General features: G+C 56.7%; 19 protein-coding genes and 1 pseudogene. 10 read left to right on the top strand and 10 right to left on the bottom strand.

Going from position 1 to position 19,586, the window contains the following annotated elements:
• Nucleotides 1-64 precede the first annotated feature (64 nt).
• Complete coding sequence (thrH, locus tag K0F88_RS20710; protein ID WP_033055708.1) at nt 65-682, bottom strand: bifunctional phosphoserine phosphatase/homoserine phosphotransferase ThrH; 618 nt, start codon at nt 680-682, stop codon at nt 65-67.
• Nucleotides 683-855: 173 nt separating this feature from the next.
• Between thrH and K0F88_RS20705 the strand changes: the two genes are divergently transcribed.
• From K0F88_RS20705 to K0F88_RS20695, 3 genes are all read left to right on the top strand, one after another.
• On the top strand, nt 856-1,596 hold the full coding sequence (locus tag K0F88_RS20705) for a phosphoadenylyl-sulfate reductase (RefSeq protein ID WP_010456562.1): 741 nt from the start codon (nt 856-858) through the stop codon (nt 1,594-1,596).
• A gap of 569 nt (nt 1,597-2,165) precedes the next feature.
• Nucleotides 2,166-3,701, top strand: a complete 1,536-nt coding sequence (locus K0F88_RS20700) for an NCS1 family nucleobase:cation symporter-1 (protein WP_219096365.1) — start codon at nt 2,166-2,168, stop codon at nt 3,699-3,701.
• Nucleotides 3,702-3,758: 57 nt separating this feature from the next.
• Entirely contained in the window at nt 3,759-4,487 is a 729-nt protein-coding gene (locus K0F88_RS20695; RefSeq protein WP_219096364.1) for an aspartate/glutamate racemase family protein, read from the top strand.
• Nucleotides 4,488-4,632: 145 nt separating this feature from the next.
• Here the strand turns inward: K0F88_RS20695 and K0F88_RS20690 are convergent, their stop codons facing one another.
• Nucleotides 4,633-5,556, bottom strand: a complete 924-nt coding sequence (locus K0F88_RS20690) for a LysR family transcriptional regulator (protein ID WP_219096363.1) — start codon at nt 5,554-5,556, stop codon at nt 4,633-4,635.
• 125 nt (nt 5,557-5,681) lie between these two features.
• Here K0F88_RS20690 and K0F88_RS20685 point away from each other — a divergent pair, with 125 nt between their 5' ends.
• Nucleotides 5,682-6,428 (top strand): 3-oxoacyl-ACP reductase family protein, encoded by a 747-nt coding sequence (locus K0F88_RS20685; protein WP_219096362.1) that lies wholly within the window; start codon nt 5,682-5,684, stop codon nt 6,426-6,428.
• A 118-nt stretch (nt 6,429-6,546) separates the two neighbouring features.
• Here K0F88_RS20685 and K0F88_RS20680 read toward each other — a convergent pair whose 3' ends face one another.
• Nucleotides 6,547-7,242 carry an HAD-IA family hydrolase gene (locus K0F88_RS20680; RefSeq protein ID WP_094471427.1) on the bottom strand — a complete coding sequence of 232 codons (696 nt, stop codon included), beginning with the start codon at nt 7,240-7,242 and terminating at the stop codon, nt 6,547-6,549.
• 252 nt (nt 7,243-7,494) lie between these two features.
• On the opposite strand from K0F88_RS20680, the gene K0F88_RS20675 reads away from it, so the two are divergent.
• The 4 genes from K0F88_RS20675 (at nt 7,495) to K0F88_RS20660 (ending at nt 13,740) form a co-directional block, all read left to right on the top strand.
• Nucleotides 7,495-12,351, top strand: a complete 4,857-nt coding sequence (locus K0F88_RS20675; protein ID WP_219096361.1) for an RHS repeat-associated core domain-containing protein — start codon at nt 7,495-7,497, stop codon at nt 12,349-12,351.
• 2 nt (nt 12,352-12,353) lie between these two features.
• The gene (locus K0F88_RS20670; RefSeq protein ID WP_094471425.1) at nt 12,354-12,749 is read left to right on the top strand and encodes a hypothetical protein; all 396 of its coding nucleotides are present in this window, start codon (nt 12,354-12,356) and stop codon (nt 12,747-12,749) included.
• Nucleotides 12,750-12,930: 181 nt separating this feature from the next.
• Nucleotides 12,931-13,308 carry a hypothetical protein gene (locus tag K0F88_RS20665; RefSeq protein WP_219096360.1) on the top strand — a complete coding sequence of 126 codons (378 nt, stop codon included), beginning with the start codon at nt 12,931-12,933 and terminating at the stop codon, nt 13,306-13,308.
• Between the two features lie 87 nt (nt 13,309-13,395).
• Nucleotides 13,396-13,740, top strand: a complete 345-nt coding sequence (locus K0F88_RS20660; RefSeq protein WP_257605312.1) for a hypothetical protein — start codon at nt 13,396-13,398, stop codon at nt 13,738-13,740.
• 581 nt (nt 13,741-14,321) lie between these two features.
• On the opposite strand, the gene K0F88_RS20655 is transcribed toward K0F88_RS20660, so the two are convergent.
• The 7 genes from K0F88_RS20655 to K0F88_RS20630 form a co-directional block, all read right to left on the bottom strand.
• The gene (locus K0F88_RS20655; protein WP_094471423.1) at nt 14,322-14,531 is read right to left on the bottom strand and encodes a hypothetical protein; all 210 of its coding nucleotides are present in this window, start codon (nt 14,529-14,531) and stop codon (nt 14,322-14,324) included.
• A gap of 106 nt (nt 14,532-14,637) precedes the next feature.
• Complete coding sequence (locus K0F88_RS20650) at nt 14,638-14,820, bottom strand: hypothetical protein (RefSeq protein WP_094471422.1); 183 nt, start codon at nt 14,818-14,820, stop codon at nt 14,638-14,640.
• A 125-nt stretch (nt 14,821-14,945) separates the two neighbouring features.
• Nucleotides 14,946-15,374: a glycine zipper domain-containing protein gene (locus K0F88_RS20645; RefSeq protein ID WP_010456581.1), complete on the bottom strand. Its 429-nt coding sequence runs from the start codon at nt 15,372-15,374 to the stop codon at nt 14,946-14,948.
• 193 nt (nt 15,375-15,567) lie between these two features.
• Nucleotides 15,568-15,939: a hypothetical protein gene (locus tag K0F88_RS20640; protein WP_010456583.1), complete on the bottom strand. Its 372-nt coding sequence runs from the start codon at nt 15,937-15,939 to the stop codon at nt 15,568-15,570.
• Nucleotides 15,940-16,273: 334 nt separating this feature from the next.
• A complete protein-coding gene (locus K0F88_RS32495) occupies nt 16,274-16,459 on the bottom strand; it encodes a hypothetical protein (RefSeq protein WP_094471421.1) in 186 nt (61 codons plus the stop codon).
• A gap of 186 nt (nt 16,460-16,645) precedes the next feature.
• Complete coding sequence (locus tag K0F88_RS20635) at nt 16,646-16,966, bottom strand: YbjQ family protein (RefSeq protein WP_094471420.1); 321 nt, start codon at nt 16,964-16,966, stop codon at nt 16,646-16,648.
• A gap of 125 nt (nt 16,967-17,091) precedes the next feature.
• Complete coding sequence (locus K0F88_RS20630) at nt 17,092-17,274, bottom strand: hypothetical protein (RefSeq protein ID WP_109635988.1); 183 nt, start codon at nt 17,272-17,274, stop codon at nt 17,092-17,094.
• A gap of 465 nt (nt 17,275-17,739) precedes the next feature.
• On the opposite strand from K0F88_RS20630, the gene K0F88_RS20625 reads away from it, so the two are divergent.
• Together K0F88_RS20625 and K0F88_RS20620 are read left to right on the top strand one after the other, a co-directional pair.
• Nucleotides 17,740-19,215 (top strand): tyrosine-type recombinase/integrase, encoded by a 1,476-nt coding sequence (locus K0F88_RS20625; protein ID WP_219096359.1) that lies wholly within the window; start codon nt 17,740-17,742, stop codon nt 19,213-19,215.
• 59 nt (nt 19,216-19,274) lie between these two features.
• Nucleotides 19,275-19,586 (top strand): annotated as a pseudogene (locus K0F88_RS20620) (hypothetical protein); the annotation flags it as partial.

Below are 19,586 nucleotides of genomic sequence, written 5' to 3'. Positions count from 1 at the left end.
GACTGCTGCGCAGCCGAGCGGGACGGTGCGGCGATCCGACAAGCTCCCTCGCCACAGGTTGTTCTTACAGACTTAGGGCGCGGTTGGAAGCCTTGATGAACTCCTGCTTCAAGTCCTCAAAAGTATGTACCGCCGGGAATTGCGGAAACTCGCGAATCACATTATCCGGCGCATGGAACAGAATCCCCGCATCCGCCTCACCCAGCATCGTGGTGTCGTTGTAGGAATCCCCTGCCGCAATCACCCGGTAGTAAAGGCTCTTGAACGCCAGAACCGACTGGCGCTTCGGATCTTTCTGACGCAACTGATAGCTCGTCACCCGTCCCGAATCGTCGGTAATCAGGCGATGGCACAGCAGTGTCGGGAAGCCCAGTTGACGCATCAGCGGCTGGGAAAACTCGTAGAACGTGTCCGACAGAATCACCACCTGAAACCGCTCACGCAGCCAGTTGACGAACTCGATGGCACCGTCCAGCGGCTTCAGCGTGGCGATCACTTCCTGAATATCAGTGAGTTTCAAGCCGTGCTCGTCGAGAATCCGCAGGCGCTGCTTCATCAGCACGTCGTAGTCGGGAATGTCCCGAGTGGTCGCCCTCAGGGATTCAATACCGGTTTTTTCAGCGAACGCGATCCAGATTTCCGGGACCAGCACACCTTCGAGATCCAGACAGGCAATTTCCACAAGACACTCCCATTTGTATTGATTATTGAGTCGAGCGAGTAAAAGGACTGCCGAACTCTAGCGACTCAGGCTGCCCCGCGCAACGCACAGGGCGCGCCCGCCGCTGCAGGATTTTGTTACCATCAGCCCTATATAGAGCGCCCAGCGCCACCGACCTGTAGGAAGCCGCCCTGATGAGCCCATCGTTCGATGTCGTGGAACTCGCCACGACCTATGCCAACAAATCCGCCCAGGACATCCTGAAACTCGCGTTTGCCGAGTTTGGCGATGACCTGTGGATATCTTTCAGCGGCGCCGAAGACGTGGTGCTCGTGGACATGGCCTGGAAGCTGAACAAGAACGTCAAAGTGTTCAGTCTCGACACCGGCCGCTTGCACCCGGAGACCTACCGTTTCATCGATCAGGTGCGCGAGCACTACAAGATCGACATCGAGCTTGTATCCCCGGACTACACGAAACTGGAACCGTTCGTGAAGGAAAAAGGCCTGTTCAGTTTCTACAAGGACGGCCATGGCGAGTGCTGCGGCATCCGCAAGATCGAACCGCTGCGCCGCAAGCTGTCGGGCGTGAGCGCCTGGGCCACCGGCCAGCGCCGGGACCAGAGCCCGGGCACCCGCAGCGCCGTCGCGGTGATGGAGATCGACACCGCGTTTTCCACCCCGGAACGCACCCTCTACAAATTCAACCCGCTGGCGCAGATGACCAGCGAAGAGATCTGGGGCTACATCCGCATGCTCGAACTGCCGTACAACAGCCTCCACGAGCGCGGCTTCATCAGCATTGGTTGCGAACCCTGCACCCGCCCGGTGCTGCCGAACCAGCATGAACGTGAAGGCCGTTGGTGGTGGGAAGAGGCGACGCAGAAAGAATGCGGGCTGCATGCGGGGAATATCATCAGCAAGTCCAAGGCCTGATCCCGCCTGGCGAAATTCATTGTAGGAGCCGGCTTGCTGGCGAAAGCGGTCTTTCAGTTGATGAATCTTTTGACTGACACACTACAATCGCCAACAAGACGGCTCCTACAGGTTTCATTTCAAGTCGACTAAATTTGTACACACAAATGTCACCATAGGTGCCATTTATGTGTGCACTTTTAGTTTCTGCGCCCCAAAAGGTTACATCCTTCTCTCCTGACCTCCCCTTTCTCGATTTCCCACGACCCGTACCGAAAAATAATTACCTGTTCAATCGGTCAATTTATATCGCCTTTTTTTCAGTCACTTATCATTTCCATCTAACAAAACGAAATTAACAACGACTTCCATAGGTCCGTAACTGGCATGGTTATGGCTTAAGTTCATATATGTTTTGTATACAATTACAACAGAACATACACACACTTTAGATCCGCAAGCCTGAAGCGCCCTATCCCGTACAGGCTGCAGATGCCCCGTAACCAATGATGCTTATTGCCCGCGACGAAGATTTGTCGAGCCCACGCTCATGCACAGTCATCGCGACGCCAAGCTCGGAGCCTGCCGGAATGCGTACTAGCCTCTCCAATAACAACATCGCGCTGGATCTGCCCTCCTTTCCACCCACCGCTCAAGATCAAACTTTTCAAGAACCTGTGGTGCTCAGTCCTCGTTTGCACAACAAGGACCTGGCGCCGACCAAGGCCGAAGGCCGACGCTGGGGCCGCTACAGCATCTTTGCCCTGTGGACCAACGACGTTCACAACATCGCCAACTATTCCTTCGCCATTGGCCTGTATGCGCTGGGTCTGGGTGGCTGGCAGATTCTGTTGTCCCTGGGCATCGGCGCGGCGCTGGTGTATTGCTTCATGAACCTCTCCGGTTATATGGGGCAAAAGACCGGCGTGCCGTTTCCTGTCATCAGCCGGATCAGTTTCGGCATCCACGGAGCGCAGATTCCTGCATTGATCCGTGCTGTTATCGCCATCGCCTGGTTCGGCATTCAGACGTACCTGGCGTCCGTGGTGTTTCGCGTGTTGCTGACGGCGGTGCATCCCGGCTTCGCCGACTACGACCACGACTCGATCCTTGGCCTGTCGAGCCTGGGCTGGGTGTGTTTCGTGGCGATCTGGTTGGTGCAACTGGGCATCCTCGCCTACGGCATGGAAATGGTACGGCGCTATGAAGCGTTCGCCGGGCCGGTGATTCTGCTGACCGTCGCCGCCCTCGCCGCCTGGATGTACACCCAGGCCAACGCAACCATCGCCTGGTCGATCCGCGAGCCGCTGACCGGCGGCGAGATGTGGCGCAATATTTTTGCCGGTGGCGCATTGTGGCTGGCGATCTACGGGACGTTGATCCTCAACTTCTGCGACTTCGCCCGGTCATCGCCGTGCCGCAAAACCATCAAGGTCGGAAATTTCTGGGGTCTGCCGGTGAATATTCTGGTGTTCGCGGCCATCACCGTCCTGCTCTGTGGTGCGCAATTTCAGATCAATGGCCGGATCATCGAAAGCCCGACTGAAATCATCGCCTCGATCCCCAATACCATCTTCCTGGTGCTCGGCTGCCTGGCGTTCTTGATCGTCACCGTGGCGGTGAACATCATGGCCAACTTCGTCGCCCCGGCCTTCGTGCTCAGCAACCTGGCGCCCAAGTACCTGACCTTCCGCCGCGCCGGCCTGATCAGCGCGACCATCGCAGTGCTGATCCTGCCGTGGAACCTCTACAACAGCCCGCTGGTGATCGTGTATTTCCTGTCCGGCCTCGGCGCTCTGCTCGGGCCGTTGTATGGCGTGATCATGGTCGACTACTGGCTTGTACGAAAAGGTCAGGTCAACGTGCCGCAGTTGTACAGCGAGGACCCCAACGGCGCTTATTACTACAGCCGTGGGGTCAATTTACGCGCCGTAGCGGCGTTTATTCCTGCCGCGTTGATCGCCATCGTCCTGGCGCTGGCGCCGGGTTTCCACCTCGTTTCACCGTTCTCGTGGCTGATTGGCGCCGGGATCGCCGGAATGCTCTACCTGATCATCGCCAAACGGCAGCCCCATTACGCCGACGTCAGCGGTGAAAGCATCGCGGTCGACAACGTCTGCCACTAATCCACTGGCGGCCCGGCAGCGACGGGCCGCAGAACCACCCTGCAATAAGGACTGCTCATGCGAATTCTCGTGGTCAACGTCAACACCACCGAATCCATCACCCAGGCCATCGCCCGTTCCGCCCAGGCGGTGGCCGCGCCGGGAACGGAAATCGTCGGCCTGACGCCCTACTTCGGCGCCGACTCCATCGAAGGCAATTTCGAAAGCTACCTGGCCGCCATCGCCGTAATGGACCGGGTCATGGCCTACGACCAGCCCTTCGATGCCGTGATCCAGGCCGGTTACGGCGAACACGGTCGCGAAGGCTTGCAGGAATTGCTCAACGTTCCGGTGGTGGACATCACCGATGCGGCGGCCAGTACGGCAATGTTCCTCGGTCATGCCTACTCGGTGGTCACCACCCTGGACCGCACCGTGCCCCTGATCGAGGACCGGCTGAAACTGTCGGGGCTGTGGGACCGTTGCGCGTCGGTGCGGGCCAGTGGCCTGGCGGTGCTGGAACTGGAATCCGATCCGCAGCGGGCGCTGGAGGCGATTGTCCGTCAGGCGGAACTGGCGGTAAAGGAAGACAAGGCTGAAGTGATTTGCCTGGGCTGCGGCGGCATGGCCGGGCTGGATGAACAGATTCGCCAGCGCACCGGGGTTCCGGTGGTGGATGGCGTGACGGCGGCGGTGACCATTGCCGAATCGCTGGTGCGGTTGGGGTTGTCCACTTCCAAGGTGCGGACGTATGCGACGCCGCGACCGAAGAACATTATTGGTTGGCCGGGGCGGTTCGGTCGCTGAGTTTACAAAGGTAAACCGAGTCGTCCCCATCGCGGGCAAGCCACGCTCCCACAGAGTTTGCGTCGTTCCACGGTGATGTGAACAACGCAAAACCTGTGGGAGCGTGGCTTGACCGCGATGGGGACGACTCGGTATCAAGCCAAACTCAAACCGCACTGAACCGCTGCCCCAACCCCTGCTCCGCAAACTGCTCAATGATGAAATCCACAAACGCCCGGGTCTTGCCCGGCAGCAGTTTGTGCTCCGCGTAATAGATAGAAATGTTTCCGTCGTCGACATACCAGTCCGGCAACACTCGTTGCAACGTCCCGGCCTGCAGATACCCCGCCGCAAACGGCATGCTCACCAACGCGATGCCCAACCCCTGGGCCGCTGTCGCACACGCCGCTTCCGAATCACTCATGGTCATACGCGCCTTGAGCGTCAGCGGGTTGTGTTGCTGATTACGACTGGTCAATTGCCAGGAACGCACCCGACCGGTTTGTGGGGAACGGATCAGGATGCCGTCGTGGTCCTTGAGTTGATCGGGCTCGACGATCGCAGGCCGCGCCGCCAGATACCCGGCCGAAGCCACCAACACCCGATGCGCCGGCGTCAGCTTGCGCGCCACCACGCCTTGCGGCAGCTCGAATCCCCCACCAATCGCCGCATCGAAACCCTGAGCGATCAGATCGACCTGACGGTTATCGAAATGCCAATCCGGGTTGATCGCCGGAAAACGCCGCAGAAACTCGCCCAGCAAGGGCACCACATATAAACGCCCGAACACCGTGCCCATGCTGACCTTCAGTGTTCCCGCCGGCCGACCCTCGGCGCTGGCGAGGTTGGCCACCGCATTCTGGATTGTGTGCAAGCTGGAACTGACTTCGCCGAGAAACAGATGACCGGCCTCGGTCAACGTCAGGCTGCGCGTGCTGCGCTGGAACAGCCGCACACCCAGCCGGGCCTCAAGCTTTGCAACACTTTTGCCCACCGCCGCGGGGGTCAGACTCAAGCGTCGCGCGGCTTCGGCGAAGCTGCCAACCTCGGCGCTGCGCACGAAGCATTCGATACTGCTGAAGGTTTCCATAGGCGCCACTATAAACTTCTGGTTTACACAGACTATCGCAATTGCCGTCTACACAGCGTGTAATCCCCAATCGATACTAGGCTCCATCAACCGAGACATCTCGCCTCGGGACTTCGGAGATCGTTATGACTACTCAAAACCTCAGCGGCAAAGTGGCTTTGATTCAAGGCGGGTCCCGCGGCATCGGCGCCGCCATTGTCAAACGCCTGGCCGCTGAAGGCGCGACTGTTGCCTTCACCTACGTCAGCTCCACGGCCAAAGCCGAAGCCTTGCAAGACAGCATCACTGGCAATGGCGGCAAAGCCCTCGCCATCAAGGCCGACAGCGCCGACGCCGAGGCCATTCGCAACGCCGTGACCACCACCGTAGAAACCTTTGGTCGACTCGACATCCTCGTCAACAACGCCGGCGTGCTGGCCGTTGCGCCACTGGAGGACTTCAAACTCGAAGATTTCGACCAGACCCTGGCCATCAACGTGCGCAGCGTGTTCATCGCCACCCAGGCCGCCGCCAAGCACATGACTGAAGGCGGTCGCATCATCAACATCGGCAGCACCAACGCCGACCGCATGCCCTTCGCCGGTGGCGGCCCTTACGCCATGAGCAAGTCGGCGCTGGTCGGCCTGACCAAAGGCCTGGCCCGCGACCTCGGCCCGCGCGGCATCACCATCAACAACGTGCAACCGGGCCCGGTCGACACCGACATGAACCCGGCCAGTGGTGATTTCGCCGACAGCCTGATCCCGCTGATGGCTGTGGGCCGTTACGGCAAAGCAGAGGAAATCGCCAGTTTTGTCGCCTACCTGGTAGGGCCGGAAGCCGGTTACATCACAGGGGCGAGCCTGACTATCGACGGTGGTTTTGGCGCCTGATGCGCTAGACGCAATTAAAATGTGGGAGCGAGCCTGCTCGCGAAGACGGTGTGTCAGGCGACATTGATGTCGTCTGACCTTCCGCTTTCGCGAGCAGGCTCACTCCCACATTTCTACATCAAGCCCATTCGAGGGCTGGCAAACCACAAGCACTCGGCTTGAACGCCTTCAACGAACGAAGAATGCCATCCGCGTGCGCATACTTTTCGTCAGCCATCGCCGCGTCGGGAATCGCAATCGCCGTCATCCCCGCCGCTTTCGCCGCCGTGACACCGAACGGCGAATCTTCGAACACCAGGCAGTCTTCGGGCGCAACGCCCAGGCGCCGCGCCGCCGTGAGGAAGATGTCCGGCGCCGGTTTGGCCGCGCCCACTTCAGGGTCATCGGCCGTCACAACAAAGTCGAACAGCGCGAACCAGTCGCGGTGCAAGGTGGTTTTCTGGCCGAATGACTGGCGCGAAGAACTGGTGCCGACCGCGATTGGAATGTTGTTGGCTTTCAAGTGCCGGACCAGTTCCTCGGCGCCAGGCATCGCCAGCGCTTGCGGAAAACGCTCGCGCATCAGCGGTTCGCGGATCACCAGAAACTCTTCGGCGGTGATGGGCAACTCCAGCGCCTCGACCACGTACCGCGCCAGATCACCCGCGCCACGGCCGATGATGTTCTGCTTGATACTCCAGTCGAAGACCCGACCGTAGCGCGCGGCAATCATGGACGTGACCTCGGTATAAATGCCCTCGGTGTCCAGCAGCAAGCCGTCCATATCAAAAATCACGGCCTTGATCGGGCCGTATTCATTCAGCGGTGCATTCATCGCATCTGATCCGTTTTCTAATGACATCCCAGAGGCGGCTCAGGTGCGGCCGGGTCCGTGATCGATTAAAGGATTCAGCAGCATAGCGAGCGCGGCGGCCATCGAGCAACGGGCAATCCCTGACAGATACAAAAAGTGCTCGTCGTCATTTAGCGATTTTCCCTACATAAAACGCCTCCTTTCCCGACTTCTTTACCCGTTGATCCCAAGCAAAGTCTCGCGCTCAAACTTGATCTGCGCGAGGGACTGCGAATGTTCGTACCTGACAAGGTACTGGCCTTGAATAACGCCATCGGCTTGCTGGTGGTTGCCGCCATGGACCCCGAGCAGCCGGATGTCGAAGCGCTGCTCGGTGACTTCCGGCTTTGCCTCAATGACTACGACGCCTGGGCCGAAAGTTTCTGGACCGGCAAGGCGCTGGATATCGAACAGGTGTTCAAGGTCGGTCACGACGTTCGCCTGGTCGCGCCCAAGAACTCCACCACGCCTGTCAGTTCCACCGTCGCCGCGTGCCGGGCGGCGGGTCCCCTGACGCTGGTGCACATGTTCGACGCAGCGCGGTTCGTGCCGATCGGCAACACCCCGGTGATGCTTGAGCCTTTGAACGCTGACGGTACGTTCGGCAAGCCGGTTTATGACGAGATCGGCCCCAGCGGCATCCTCGAAATCCGCGAGTGCGAACGCAGCCTGCGTTACCGCATCACCTTCTTCCCGAATGTTTCCGCTGAACATGTCAAAGCGCTTTATGCCTCTTATCAAGGCGTCATCAGAGGTCTGGAAGGCTGGCTGCGTAACGAGTGGACGATCGAATTCGAACCCTCATGGGCCGAGTTCGCCGAGGCCGGTTTCATCAAGCGTTACGGCCTGCTGCAACAGGCCGACTGGCGCGGTTTCGAGAATTCGCTGAACGGGTTGTGGGATGACGTGAAGCAGATCTACGAGTTGATCGCGGACCTGCAAGCGAACAGTGAAAAACTCCTTGAGTACCTGACCGAAACCGAACTTGAAACGCTGCTGGAGGCTTCAGCGCAATCCATCGCCAATCTGTTGCTGGTGTTGAGTGATGAGCCGCTGATGTTCATTCATCTGGCGGCGATCACCAGTTGGCTGAGGATGTTGCCGCCGCAGTTCATTGCCGAAGTCGTGGCGGAGATTCGTACCGGAATATTGATCGGCTTCCTGCTCGCGCGCTTCACGGGTTCTGCCGGGTTGAAGCTTGGCATCAGCGCCAGGGTGTTGGACAAGGTCAAATCCGACCGCGCGCGCAACTGGCTGGCCGCCGCGAGCCTGAGGTTGGCCGGGCTGGAGGCCAAATCCGACCTGACGACCCACGCTGGGGTGCTCAAACCCCTCGCGGTCAATGTCCGAAATGCTCCGCTAAACCCCGCGCCCGCCGTGCCGTTGCAGATCAGCACGGGCACTACGCCAGTTTTGTTAGTGAAAAATCCGGTCGCCATTGCTCGCGACAAATCCGCAGCCATGACCCGGCTGGGCCGGCAGGAATACCGTGACGACGTTCCCGATCAAGCGAAAAACCCCAACGGCGACAGCGCCGATTGCGGGCCGCTGACTTGCACCAACGGATGCCCGGTGTCGATGGTCACCGGCGAAGAATTGCTGACACTCGACGATGGATCGCTTAACGGCTTGCTGCCTTTCGCGTTTACCCGGTTGTACCGAACCAGCGCCGTGGAAATGGATTGCGGGCTGGGTTGGGGATGGAGTCATTCGCTGGCGCATCGCCTGGAGCTGGACGCAGAACAGGTCGTCTGGACCGACCATGAAAACCGTCGCACGACGTTTCCACTGCCCAGTCTTTCGCGTCCGGCGATTCATAACAGCCTGTCCCGGTCGGCCATTTATCTCGGAAATAAACCTGAGGAGCTGATTCTTGCACTGGCCGGTGAGTCGTCACGGTTCTATCACTTTGAGAATGGTCGGCTGACGACCATCAGTGATGCCTACGACAACCGGCTGCACATCACCCGCGACCGTCAGGATCGCATTCAACGCATCGACAACGGTACAGGACGTTCACTGCTATTGCGTTACGAACGCCGGCACATCATGACGGTCGAGTATCAGTCGTTTCACTCCGCCGACGGGTTGGTGGATGCCTGGCATACCGAGCAAACGCTGATTGCCTACCGGTACGACGCGCGTCACCGCCTGATCGAAGCGACCAATGCTGCCGGCGAAAGCGAGCGGTACGACTACGACGATCAACACGTGATTCTCCAGCGGCAACTGGCCGGTGGGGCAAGTTTCTTTTGGGAGTGGGAAAGGTCTGGCAAGGCGGCCAGATGTGTCAGGCACTGGGCGACTTTTTCGCAGATGGATACGCGTTATGCCTGGGATGACGACGGCGCAGTGCTGGTTAAAAACGTCGATGGCAGCGAAGAAGTTTATGTCCATGACGATAAGGCGCGATTGGTGCGTCGGGTTGAGCCGGATGGTGGCGAGCATCTCAAGGCCTACGACGACCAGGGCCGATTGACGACCGAGCGCGGTCCATCAGGGGCGATCACCCAGTATCGCTACGACGAGGTCGGGCGGCTGATCGCGCTGATTCCACCGGAAGACGAGCCAACGTCCTACGAATATCGCTACGGTTTCCTGCATGCGCGATATCGCGGTAAAGCGGTGTGGAAATACCGACGCAATGTTCAGGGGGATGTCACCGAGGCCATCGATCCCGATGGTCACATCACTCACTACCACTACGATGCTCAAGGACGGTTGCTGTCTATCCGTTACCCGGACACTGGCCGTCATGTGTTCGTGTGGGATGCCATCGGGCAACTGGTCGAAGAGACGTTGCCGGACGGCGGTCAGCGGCGTTTTTCCTACGATGTATTGGGTCGGCAGATAGCCCGCCAGGACGAACACGGCGCCGTCACTCAATACCAATGGGACGCCGTTGGCCGACTGATCCAGACGATTCTCCCTACAGGCGCCAGACGTGCGTTCAGTTACAACGCCTACGGCAAAATCACCGCCGAACGCGATGAACTGGGGCGCGTCACCCGTTTTGAATACGACGATGACCTGCACCTGGTCAGCCGCCGAATCAATCCCGACGGCACGCAGTTGCGTTATCGCTACGACAACGCCCGGCTGCTCCTGACAGATATCGAAAACGAATCCGGCGAACACTATCGACTGGACTACACGCCCGGCGGATTGATCCGACAGGAAACCGGCTTCGATGGCCGGCGTACAGCATATGCCTACGACCTCAACGGCCATCTACTGGAAAAAACCGAATTCGGTGATGACGGCTCGAAGCTGTTTACGAGTTACCAGCGGGATGCAGCCGGACGCCTGTTGGTCAAAAACCTGCCCAATGGTGTCAACGTCGAGTATCGCCATGACCGCCTCGGTCGATTGGTCAGCGTCGATGACGGCCAGGACCATCCGCTGGAGTTCGAGTACGACCAGCAGAACCGCCTGATCACCGAGCATCAGGGCTGGGGCACGCTGCGCTATGCCTACGACGCCTGCGGCAAACTCAACCATCTGCGTCTGCCAGACAACAGCAAACTCGACTATCACCACGCCAAGGGTGGTGCGCTGACAGCCATCGACCTGAACGGCACACGCCTTACAAGCCACACGTACAAGTCCGGCCGCGAGCTTCAACGCCAACAAGGCCTGTTGCTCAACCACTATGACTACGACGAACAAGGCCGCCTGAAAGGCCACGCCGTTAGCCAACACCATCAGCCGTTGTATCGCCGCGACTATGCCTACAGCGCCAACGGCAATCTCGAGCACATCGCCGACACCCGTCATGGCCAACGCAGCTATCAATACGATCCGCTCGACCGTCTGATCCGCGTCCGCCACTCCCGCGACCAGCAGCCCGAAAGCTTCGCCCATGACCCCGCCGGCAACCTGGTGATGCAGGATCGGCCCGGCCCCGCCACCCTAAAAGGCAATCGCCTGCTGATGCAAGGCGATCGCCATTTCGACTACGACGCCTTCGGCAACCTGATCCGCGAGCGCCGAGGCACCGCCCAAAAACTCGTCACCGAATACCGCTACGACTGCCAGCACCGCTTGACCGGCGTCACCCTCCCGAACGGCAACACCGCCAGCTACCGCTACGACGCCTTCGGCCGCCGCATCAGCAAAACCGTCGAAGGCCATACCACCGAGTACTTCTGGCAGGGCGACAACCTCGTCGCCGAAAGTGGCCGCGAGCATTACCGCAGCTACGTCTACGAACCCGGCACCTTCCGCCCACTGGCCATGCTCGACGGCAAAGGCCCGCGCCAGGCCTGCCCGTTCTACTACCAACTCGACCACCTTGGGACACCGCAAGAACTCACCGACTACGGCGGCGACATTATCTGGGCCGCGCAATACACGGCGTATGGCCGCCTGACACGCCTGAACCGCGATACCCATCAGGTTCTGGATCAGCCGTTACGGTTTCAGGGGCAGTATTACGATGCGGAGACGGGACTGCATTACAACCGGCACCGGTACTACAACCCGGACCTGGGACGGTATCTGACGCCGGATCCGAGCAAGTTGGCGGGTGGGTTAAACGGATATCAGTACACGCGCAATCCGACGGGGTGGGTTGATCCGCTGGGGTTGAATGATTGTCCTGGGGGGGATGGGTGTAAGAGGCCTTCGTTTGGGGATGAGGATCCGGCGGGGAAGGTGAAGGTTGATGAGGGGGAGCCCGCTGCTCCTTCCACGAAACCAAAGAATCGGTATTTGTACCGTGGAGACTCACGAGAAGACTGGGAAATTTTTGAAGCGGGTTTTGAGCCACTGGGAGACAGTATGGACCTCTACCTACACGCATTGGACAACCGGAGCCCTCCCAGCTTCTTTGTCAGTACTTCGACTTCAGAAAAGGAAGCTATAAAATTTGCAACGGGCTACGGATATGAAGACGGCTTCGTCTACGTAATAAAAAATATTCGCGGGATAGATGTGAATAAAAAACTCGGCATGATGTCGCCTCATAGTCGTGAGACTGAAATAGCTATGCCTGGAGGCGTAGACAGTCGAGACATTCTCGGTGTTACCCCCGTCAACGCCGATGGCAGCTATAAGGGCTACTCAATTCCTAACCCACGCAGGAAGTGATCATGAAAAAAACAATAGAAATCTCCATAAACACCTGCGGAGTTACTGAAAAAACCTCAATCGAATGCGACCGAAAAAATCTGACGTTAGCGTTCAAAATGAAAAATGGCCTGAGTAAAACGTACACGGCTCAAGATCTTTACGAATGCTTTGGGCTGTTGCGAGCCGATTTTCCAGAAATAAGTTTTCTATGCAAAGGTGCCAAACTCAATGTGCACCCATCACGCATGGCGTCGCAAATGGCTGGCGGAATAGTTGCGTATGAACTTCATATGGGACAACCCACTGATACAGAAGACGTGGTTAATATCTTCGATTTTGAAGAGACAGACATCACAAATGACATACAAGAACAAAGGGATTTCTATAAGCGCTGGCTCGAATCATTAGTGCACTAGCATGGGGGGCTATGGACCATAAAAATCAACTCGTACAAAAATAAAAAACCGAGTGACAAGTTAAAGGGAGCAGCTGAAATTAGCCAGACACCTCCACTAAAAAAGCCCAGTTAAAACTGGGTTAATGGGGCAAGTTTATTTAACTAAACAACACCCCAAGATAAAACCACCAGACCTTAAAATGAATGACATAAAAACTATAAAGATCCTTCACGTCAGCGAGACGAACGAAGAAGACGTAACACTCCTGATTGACGGACACACCGTTGAATGTTTTATCAACTCATGCCCTCACAAAATAGAAATCGGAAAAATATATCAAGCCGAGCTAACGTTAAATCTGCCCGATTCTTATCAGATAGCAAAAACACCTAATAATACCGCGCTTATTGAGAAAAAAGCAAAAGGCTATGCTTACTTTCTGTGCGGCACATTAAAAAACGAAATCTTTGAATCGTTCACGGACTTTCATGATGAAGACATACATTACGAGCACCCGGAATTAAACGATACTTTTTTAAAACTAGAAGTAGATCGTATTGATGTTAATTTCCTATAGAAACAACAATCACGTCCAAGCAGCCAGCACGAGAGATGTATTGGGTTGCAAGTAAGATCCGCAACCAGCTAAGCGTCAGAACGATGCATGAACATCCAGCCGCAGAGATCTAATATTGGAAACGGACGAGTGATTGACCTAACATTCATCACGGGAAAAATCACTTACGATGAGATTTCCGTATTGAAAAAGATCGATCTTTCAAATCAGATCGACCTACTGAAAGAAGACATGCTTCAAGTGGATTATCAAGGCACACACTTGCTAGATGTCGGCTGGTATCCATCATTCGATATAAAAGGTTCTTTTCAAATCAGAGTTATCAAGGATTACAACTGGGACGCGCCACTCGTGTACTCAACGGCTGGTACGATTCGATTACTTATCGAAGAGATAAATGCTGCTCAGAATGTGATCAATAAGGAACAATAACCAACTTTGCCCATCCATTTTTACAATCCGCTCGCCTATTCAACAAAAAGCCCAGCTCGTTGCTGGGCTTTGATTTTTGAATAACAGCCGGGCTAACCACCCGAACCACCAGTCCCACCCCCAGCTCCACCCGTCCCTCCTCCCGCACTCCCCGAACTTCCACCGCTCCCACCACCGCTCATCCCTGAACCACCAGAACTACCGGATCCTCCAGACCCACCTCCAGAACCGCTCCCAGTCGAACTTCCACCGCTCATCGACCCGCTTCCCGCCCCCGGGCTCGTGCTACTCCCGTTCGCATCACCAGCATTACCACCACCAATGGAGCCAGGCGGCAACGCCTTCCCGTTTCCATAACCCGCATTCATTTCAGTGGAAGGCGGCATCCCGCCCTTTTCAACCGGCGCGTCATTACCGGAAGATTGAGCAAACGCCGCCATTGAACTGACCGACAACACGCCGCTCACCGTCAGGACCATCAAGGTTGACCTGATCATGGTGCATCTCCTTTAAAAAGGTGCGTACCTGATATCTGGCAGCGATCGCTTTTTAATGGTGCCGCTCAATCGACGAATGGTTTTTCAACTCGGCTCACCGGATGCATCGTTACCGGCAATATCCGGATCTTCGGGCGTGGCCTCGACATCGCCACGTTTCACATCATCAGTCGGCACTTGCTCAACCGCAGTGTCATCGTCAGGCGGACGTTGATCGCGACTCAAGGAATCGGTGGGCGAAGGCAGCGGGTATTCAGGGGTGTCGTCATCGTCGACTTTCGGATCAGCATTCATAAAGCACCTCTCGAAGGGCCTGAAAAGCAGGCCCTGAAATTTCGAGGGCTGGGCAATGCTTGCGTTCGATTAGAAAGACGATCGGTCGATAGCACTACAACGCCGGTCAGTCTTCGTCTGCTTCCTCTTCTTCATACTCGAGGTTTCCCACATCGCCGGCGTCATCGGAATCGTTGAGCGGCACCGTTGCGTCATCCATCAGAGAACCCGGATCTTCGTTGCCGGGGTCATTGATGAACGGAAGCCCGCTCGGGCCTTTTTCTTCTTTGCCTTCGGTTTCAGGAGTCATGGCAGTCCTCTTAACGTTGGGGTGTATGACGTTCGAGGCGGCCTGCGACCAAACGTTCCGGGGTCCAGCGAGCAGATACGAAAAACCCGGCCTGGGCCGGGTTTCTGATATCACTCGATGTCGAATCAGTGATGTTTATTTTTGTGTTTGTTCTTGTGCTTGTTTTTGTGACCGCCCCCGGAATGGGAGCCGCCGTTGTCGTTGCCGAGGTTGTTGCCGACCGCACCACCCGCTGCGCCACCCAGGCCTGCGCCAATGGTCGAGCCGGTAGAACCGCCAAGGCTATTGCCGATCACCGAGCCGCCTGCCGAGCCTAATCCGCCGCCAATCGCTGCCTCTGTGCGACTGCCCTTGTTCGCACCCACCGCACTGCCCGCAGCGCCGCCAACGCCGGCGCCAATCGCTGCGCCGGTGCTGCCGCCCATTTGCTGACCCACTACGTTACCCAGTGCGCCGCCAAGGCCGCCACCCACTGCCGCAGTGCCATCACCGGCAGCCATTGCACCTTGAGCGACCAAAAGTCCCAGAAACAACGTGGACAATGTCAAACGCATGATATGAACCTCAAATTCCGCATCGGGGGTAAGAGTACGCATTGCGGATGGGCGTGAGTCTAGCACCTGCACTCACTGAATCCGGCCAGCGATGAAGGTTGGACAGCTGTAAATTCGAAGTCTGTGAAAAACGAAACATCCAGATACGAAAAGCCCGGCACATAGCCGGGCTTTTCGAGGTGATCGCTCAGGATCAGTGACGCTTGTGACCTTTGGCCAGATTGCTGCCCACGCCGCCGCCCAATGCGCCGCCCAAGCCTGCACCAATGGTCGAACCGGTCTTGCCGCCCAGGCTGTTGCCGATCACCGAACCACCGGCCGCGCCGACACCGCCACCAATGGCCGCTTTGGTGCGGCTGCCTTTCCGTGCGGCCACGGCACTGCCGGCTGCGCCCGCAACGCCTGCGCCGATTGCCGCGCCGGTGCTGCCGCCCATGCTCTGGCCGACCACGTTACCCAACGCACCACCCAGACCACCACCGATCGCAGCAGTGCCATCACCGGCAGCCATCGCACCTTGAGTCACCAGAAGTCCCAGAACCAGAGCAGGCAGTGTTAAACGCATGACGAAAAACCTCAAAAATAGGGAATACCGAAAAGCCGGGGATTGAATGCTTTCGAGGAGCAAACGTCCACACAAAATCCGCCGCTCCTCGCAATTGGCGACGTTTGGACAGCTTTTATGGAAAAGGTTTTATGACAGGCAAAAAAAAGCCCGCTGGGGAACGGGCTATGGTACTGCTTTCTAACGGATGAGCTGAGACTACGTAGGCCGGTGTGAAAACTTTGTGAAAAAACATCAACAGAAAATTCTCGTTTGTCGGTCGGCCATTTTCGGGGTGTCGAGCCCCTCTAAAAATAAAAACCCCACTCATTGGCGGGGTTTGTCCGGTTGACCATTACTTCCTGGATGTCACTCTTTTGGGCAAAAACTTCGACCTGACCACTTTGGTCGCGGTGGATTTAACTTTGTTGATCTGGATCGGATCTTCACCGAAGCCCGCCACATACTCCGTCTGGCCACACTGCACACAATTGTTGATTGGAAATTCTGCCCCGTCGTCTTCGATATACGGATCAGCCATAGCCCTTCCCCTCTCAAAGCGGGATCGATACCGGCAAGCCCATTGCCTGAAAAATACCGACCACCAAGGCTTTTGAGACTAGCCGGTCATTACCGGACTTGTAATTCAGTTTTCCGCATGCCCGACGAATGGCCCCCGCCGCTTCCTACAAAATCAATTGACGATTAAACAGATTCATTCCGTCACTCACCTCAGCTTGACCGCCGTCCCGGTCACAAACACCACGACCATCCCGCCCTTGCCGGCCGGCATGCTGATCTCAAAATCGAGCCCCACCACCGCATCCGCCTGAAGCGCCCGTGCCCGCTCCTTGATCTCCTCGGTCGCCTGGATCCGCGCCTCCTTCAACGCCCGCTCCAGCGTCTGGGAACGCCCACCGAAGAAATCCCGCATGCCAGCGAACAAGTCGCGGATAACGTTGACGCCCTGCACCGACTCGGCGCTGACGATGTCCAAGTAAGCAGTGATTTGTCGGCCTTCGATGGCGTGGGTTGTGGTCGTGATCATGGGGATTCCCTCTTCATTCAGGCGCGCATTATTCCTAGGCGGCCAATCGTTGAAAACAAAAAGCCCAGCAGTGGCGCTGGGCTTCGAAACTCATGTATCGCTAATCTTCAAGCGTATTGGCAGAGTCAAAGAAGCTTGATCAACACCGTCGTGATGGTTGCCACCGTGCCTATCAGTCCAGTCGCAACCGCCACTGGATACCAAAAGGTTTCACGGGTCATCTTGCCGGCTTCAGCGTTCAGCTTTCGCTGCTCAGCCATCAGCTTGACGATTTCCACATGAACCTTTTCCAGCTCTGCCTGTTTCATGATCATTTCCTGCATAACGCACGTCTGTCCATTCCGGATAGTGGGGGGCGCCATATGCGCTGCCCTTTGATTCATTTTGTACCCCAGAGGTGCAAAACGAATACCCCTTCCCGAGATGGCTCATTTGAGGCGCTTGAATCTACAGAAGCCCCCATCCGCCTGGCGTTCCTGCATTACTTCCCACACTCCTCTCACTATTCCTACATCATTTTCAGAAGTGACTTCGCTCATTCGCTTGAGCCAACAACGGTGTCAAGATTCAAATTCTAACGCCAAAAACCACAAAACCCCTGATTTCTCTCGAAATCAGGGGTTCTGGTTACATCGAATTTGGCGGTGAAGGAGAGATTCTATTTTATCACCCATCAAGCCCTTTAAACCCCGTATTCCGGGCCTCTCCCAGTAGCGAGTGGCACAATTGAGTGGCACAATCAGCCTTACCACTTTCCCCCGGCGCACCCAACCATGGCTGACAATCTGATTCAGAAACCCGGCGAAGGCACTTGGTACGTCAAGCTATCGATCCCGGCTGATGTGCGATCAGCATTGGGCGGAAAAACTGTATTCGTTCGGTCTTTGCAGACGGGCCTTCGTTCCGAAGCTATGGAACGGCGGCATGCGTTCATTGCTGAGTGGAAGGCGGCGATTGCACAAGCAAGGGGAAAACGGGCGGCGCGTGGTGACGCTTGGAAAGATCCGGTAGCGGCAGCAGCTCAAGACCTCGCACTGAGAGTACGCGACATGAAAATTGCGGCGGCTTTAGGCGAGGAATATCGAACCGAGCCCGCCCCTCTCGCTCTCAAAAGCGAGTTCACATCCTTCACCAACCTCCCAGAGCTGGAAGCACGCCAAGAGGAAGCTAACAGGATTTTCGCGATACCGGGGGAAGACGGTGCGCAGGTTAAAATCAGGTTTGCAAACGAAGTGGCATCGGCAATCTTGGTTAGACGATTCGGCGAACTACACGAGCTGTCTCCGGCAGAACAGGCGGAAGCCCTACTGATACTCAACGACCCCAAGGCACACAAGCCGAAGTCGCCAATCACCGATGCCAGACTCAAGGCGTTCCGCGAGTTCCGGGAGAGCCGTGGAGGCGCCCCTAAACACGTCGATCAACAAGTGAGGCGGATGGAGGATTTGTCTAAATTCCTCAAGGATAATTCGCTACCACTCGAATTCGACTCGATTGATGCATGGATAAAATCACTCAATCGAGCGCCTGCAACACTCAGCCAGCACTTGATGTCGGGAACGGCACTCTGGTCGTGGGCAGTCCGCTACGACGCCGGATGGCGCGTGGAATACAAAGACAAGGCTGACCCCTTTAAAGGGCATGAGTTGCCCAAAGGTGGAGGCAGAGAAACAGCAGGCGAAAAACGGGAGGCATACACTGTTGCCGAGCTGGAGAAGCTTCACAAAGCTGCACAAGACGCCGGGAACATGCCACTCGCTGATTTGATATTGCTGGGCGCCTTTACGGGGTGCCGTATCGAACAGCTTTGCCAATTGAAGACTGAACACATCATCAAGGAAGACGGGATCACCAGCTTCAACTTCCTGAAAGGGAAGAACAAGAAGTCCAGACGAATCGTACCGGTTCACCCGGCGCTCAAGAATGTCATTGAGCGTTTGATAAAAGACTCAACCGACGACTTCCTGATCCCCGCAACCGAAAACCTCTACCTGAAAAGGTCGCATGCGCTATCGAGGGCGTTCGGCAAATTGAAGGAGAAGCAGGGATTCGGCCCGCTGCACGTGTTCCACTCAACGCGAAACACCGTGATCACCACACTGCTGAGAGCAGATGTACCGGATTACATTGTTCAAGAAATTGTCGGACATGCGAACGGCAGTGAGACTCACGACACGTACAGTCGCGGTGCATCCGCTCAGCAGAAGCTGGACGCCATCAAGAAGCTTCCCGCCCTAACGACTGAATAAACGTCAGCTCCGCTGACAGGAATACACCTTCACCAGCGCAGCATGAGCACGGAGCTACCATGAAAGAAACGGTGTACAACTTCTACCTGATAGCCGATGCACAGGAACGAGTCCTCTACTTTGGACACATCTTTTATGAGCTGGACGGCACCGAAGAGGTGAAGGCAACCTTCTTGCGAACGGCGGCTGAGCGAGACTACAAACAAGCAAAGCTGACCAAGGCCCCTCTTGGACTCACCATCGAAGCGTACAACGCAAGGAACCGCTTGGGCAAAGGTCTTGAACTGTTCGAGTACGCTTTTCAAGAGCATCAGCCGGTAGCACTGAATCGCCCCGGATTTTCTAGACACTCTCCAGGCTCGCTGCGTAAC

The organism is Pseudomonas sp. UMAB-40 (assembly GCF_900095275.1).
Classification (GTDB): Bacteria; Pseudomonadota; Gammaproteobacteria; order Pseudomonadales; family Pseudomonadaceae; genus Aquipseudomonas; species Aquipseudomonas mandelii_B.
The sequence above is the reverse complement of the archived record's forward strand: the minus strand, read 5'-3'. Positions and strand labels throughout refer to the sequence as shown.

What these genes read in the sequence shown, in the direction of transcription:
- K0F88_RS20630 (WP_109635988.1), bottom strand. Translation starts at nt 17,274, where the DNA reads ATGAAACAGGCAGAGCTGGAAAAGGTTCATGTGGAAATCGTCAAGCTG.
- K0F88_RS20685 (WP_219096362.1), top strand. Translation starts at nt 5,682, where the DNA reads ATGACTACTCAAAACCTCAGCGGCAAAGTGGCTTTGATTCAAGGCGGG.
- K0F88_RS20645 (WP_010456581.1), bottom strand. Translation starts at nt 15,374, where the DNA reads ATGCGTTTGACATTGTCCACGTTGTTTCTGGGACTTTTGGTCGCTCAA.
- K0F88_RS20695 (WP_219096364.1), top strand. Translation starts at nt 3,759, where the DNA reads ATGCGAATTCTCGTGGTCAACGTCAACACCACCGAATCCATCACCCAG.
- K0F88_RS20690 (WP_219096363.1), bottom strand. Translation starts at nt 5,556, where the DNA reads ATGGAAACCTTCAGCAGTATCGAATGCTTCGTGCGCAGCGCCGAGGTT.
- K0F88_RS20680 (WP_094471427.1), bottom strand. Translation starts at nt 7,242, where the DNA reads ATGAATGCACCGCTGAATGAATACGGCCCGATCAAGGCCGTGATTTTT.
- K0F88_RS20670 (WP_094471425.1), top strand. Translation starts at nt 12,354, where the DNA reads ATGAAAAAAACAATAGAAATCTCCATAAACACCTGCGGAGTTACTGAA.
- K0F88_RS20625 (WP_219096359.1), top strand. Translation starts at nt 17,740, where the DNA reads ATGGCTGACAATCTGATTCAGAAACCCGGCGAAGGCACTTGGTACGTC.
- K0F88_RS20635 (WP_094471420.1), bottom strand. Translation starts at nt 16,966, where the DNA reads ATGATCACGACCACAACCCACGCCATCGAAGGCCGACAAATCACTGCT.
- K0F88_RS20675 (WP_219096361.1), top strand. Translation starts at nt 7,495, where the DNA reads ATGTTCGTACCTGACAAGGTACTGGCCTTGAATAACGCCATCGGCTTG.
- K0F88_RS20640 (WP_010456583.1), bottom strand. Translation starts at nt 15,939, where the DNA reads ATGCGTTTAACACTGCCTGCTCTGGTTCTGGGACTTCTGGTGACTCAA.
- K0F88_RS20650 (WP_094471422.1), bottom strand. Translation starts at nt 14,820, where the DNA reads ATGACTCCTGAAACCGAAGGCAAAGAAGAAAAAGGCCCGAGCGGGCTT.
- K0F88_RS20660 (WP_257605312.1), top strand. Translation starts at nt 13,396, where the DNA reads ATGAACATCCAGCCGCAGAGATCTAATATTGGAAACGGACGAGTGATT.
- K0F88_RS20700 (WP_219096365.1), top strand. Translation starts at nt 2,166, where the DNA reads ATGCGTACTAGCCTCTCCAATAACAACATCGCGCTGGATCTGCCCTCC.
- K0F88_RS20655 (WP_094471423.1), bottom strand. Translation starts at nt 14,531, where the DNA reads ATGAATGCTGATCCGAAAGTCGACGATGACGACACCCCTGAATACCCG.
- K0F88_RS32495 (WP_094471421.1), bottom strand. Translation starts at nt 16,459, where the DNA reads ATGGCTGATCCGTATATCGAAGACGACGGGGCAGAATTTCCAATCAAC.
- K0F88_RS20665 (WP_219096360.1), top strand. Translation starts at nt 12,931, where the DNA reads ATGAATGACATAAAAACTATAAAGATCCTTCACGTCAGCGAGACGAAC.
- K0F88_RS20705 (WP_010456562.1), top strand. Translation starts at nt 856, where the DNA reads ATGAGCCCATCGTTCGATGTCGTGGAACTCGCCACGACCTATGCCAAC.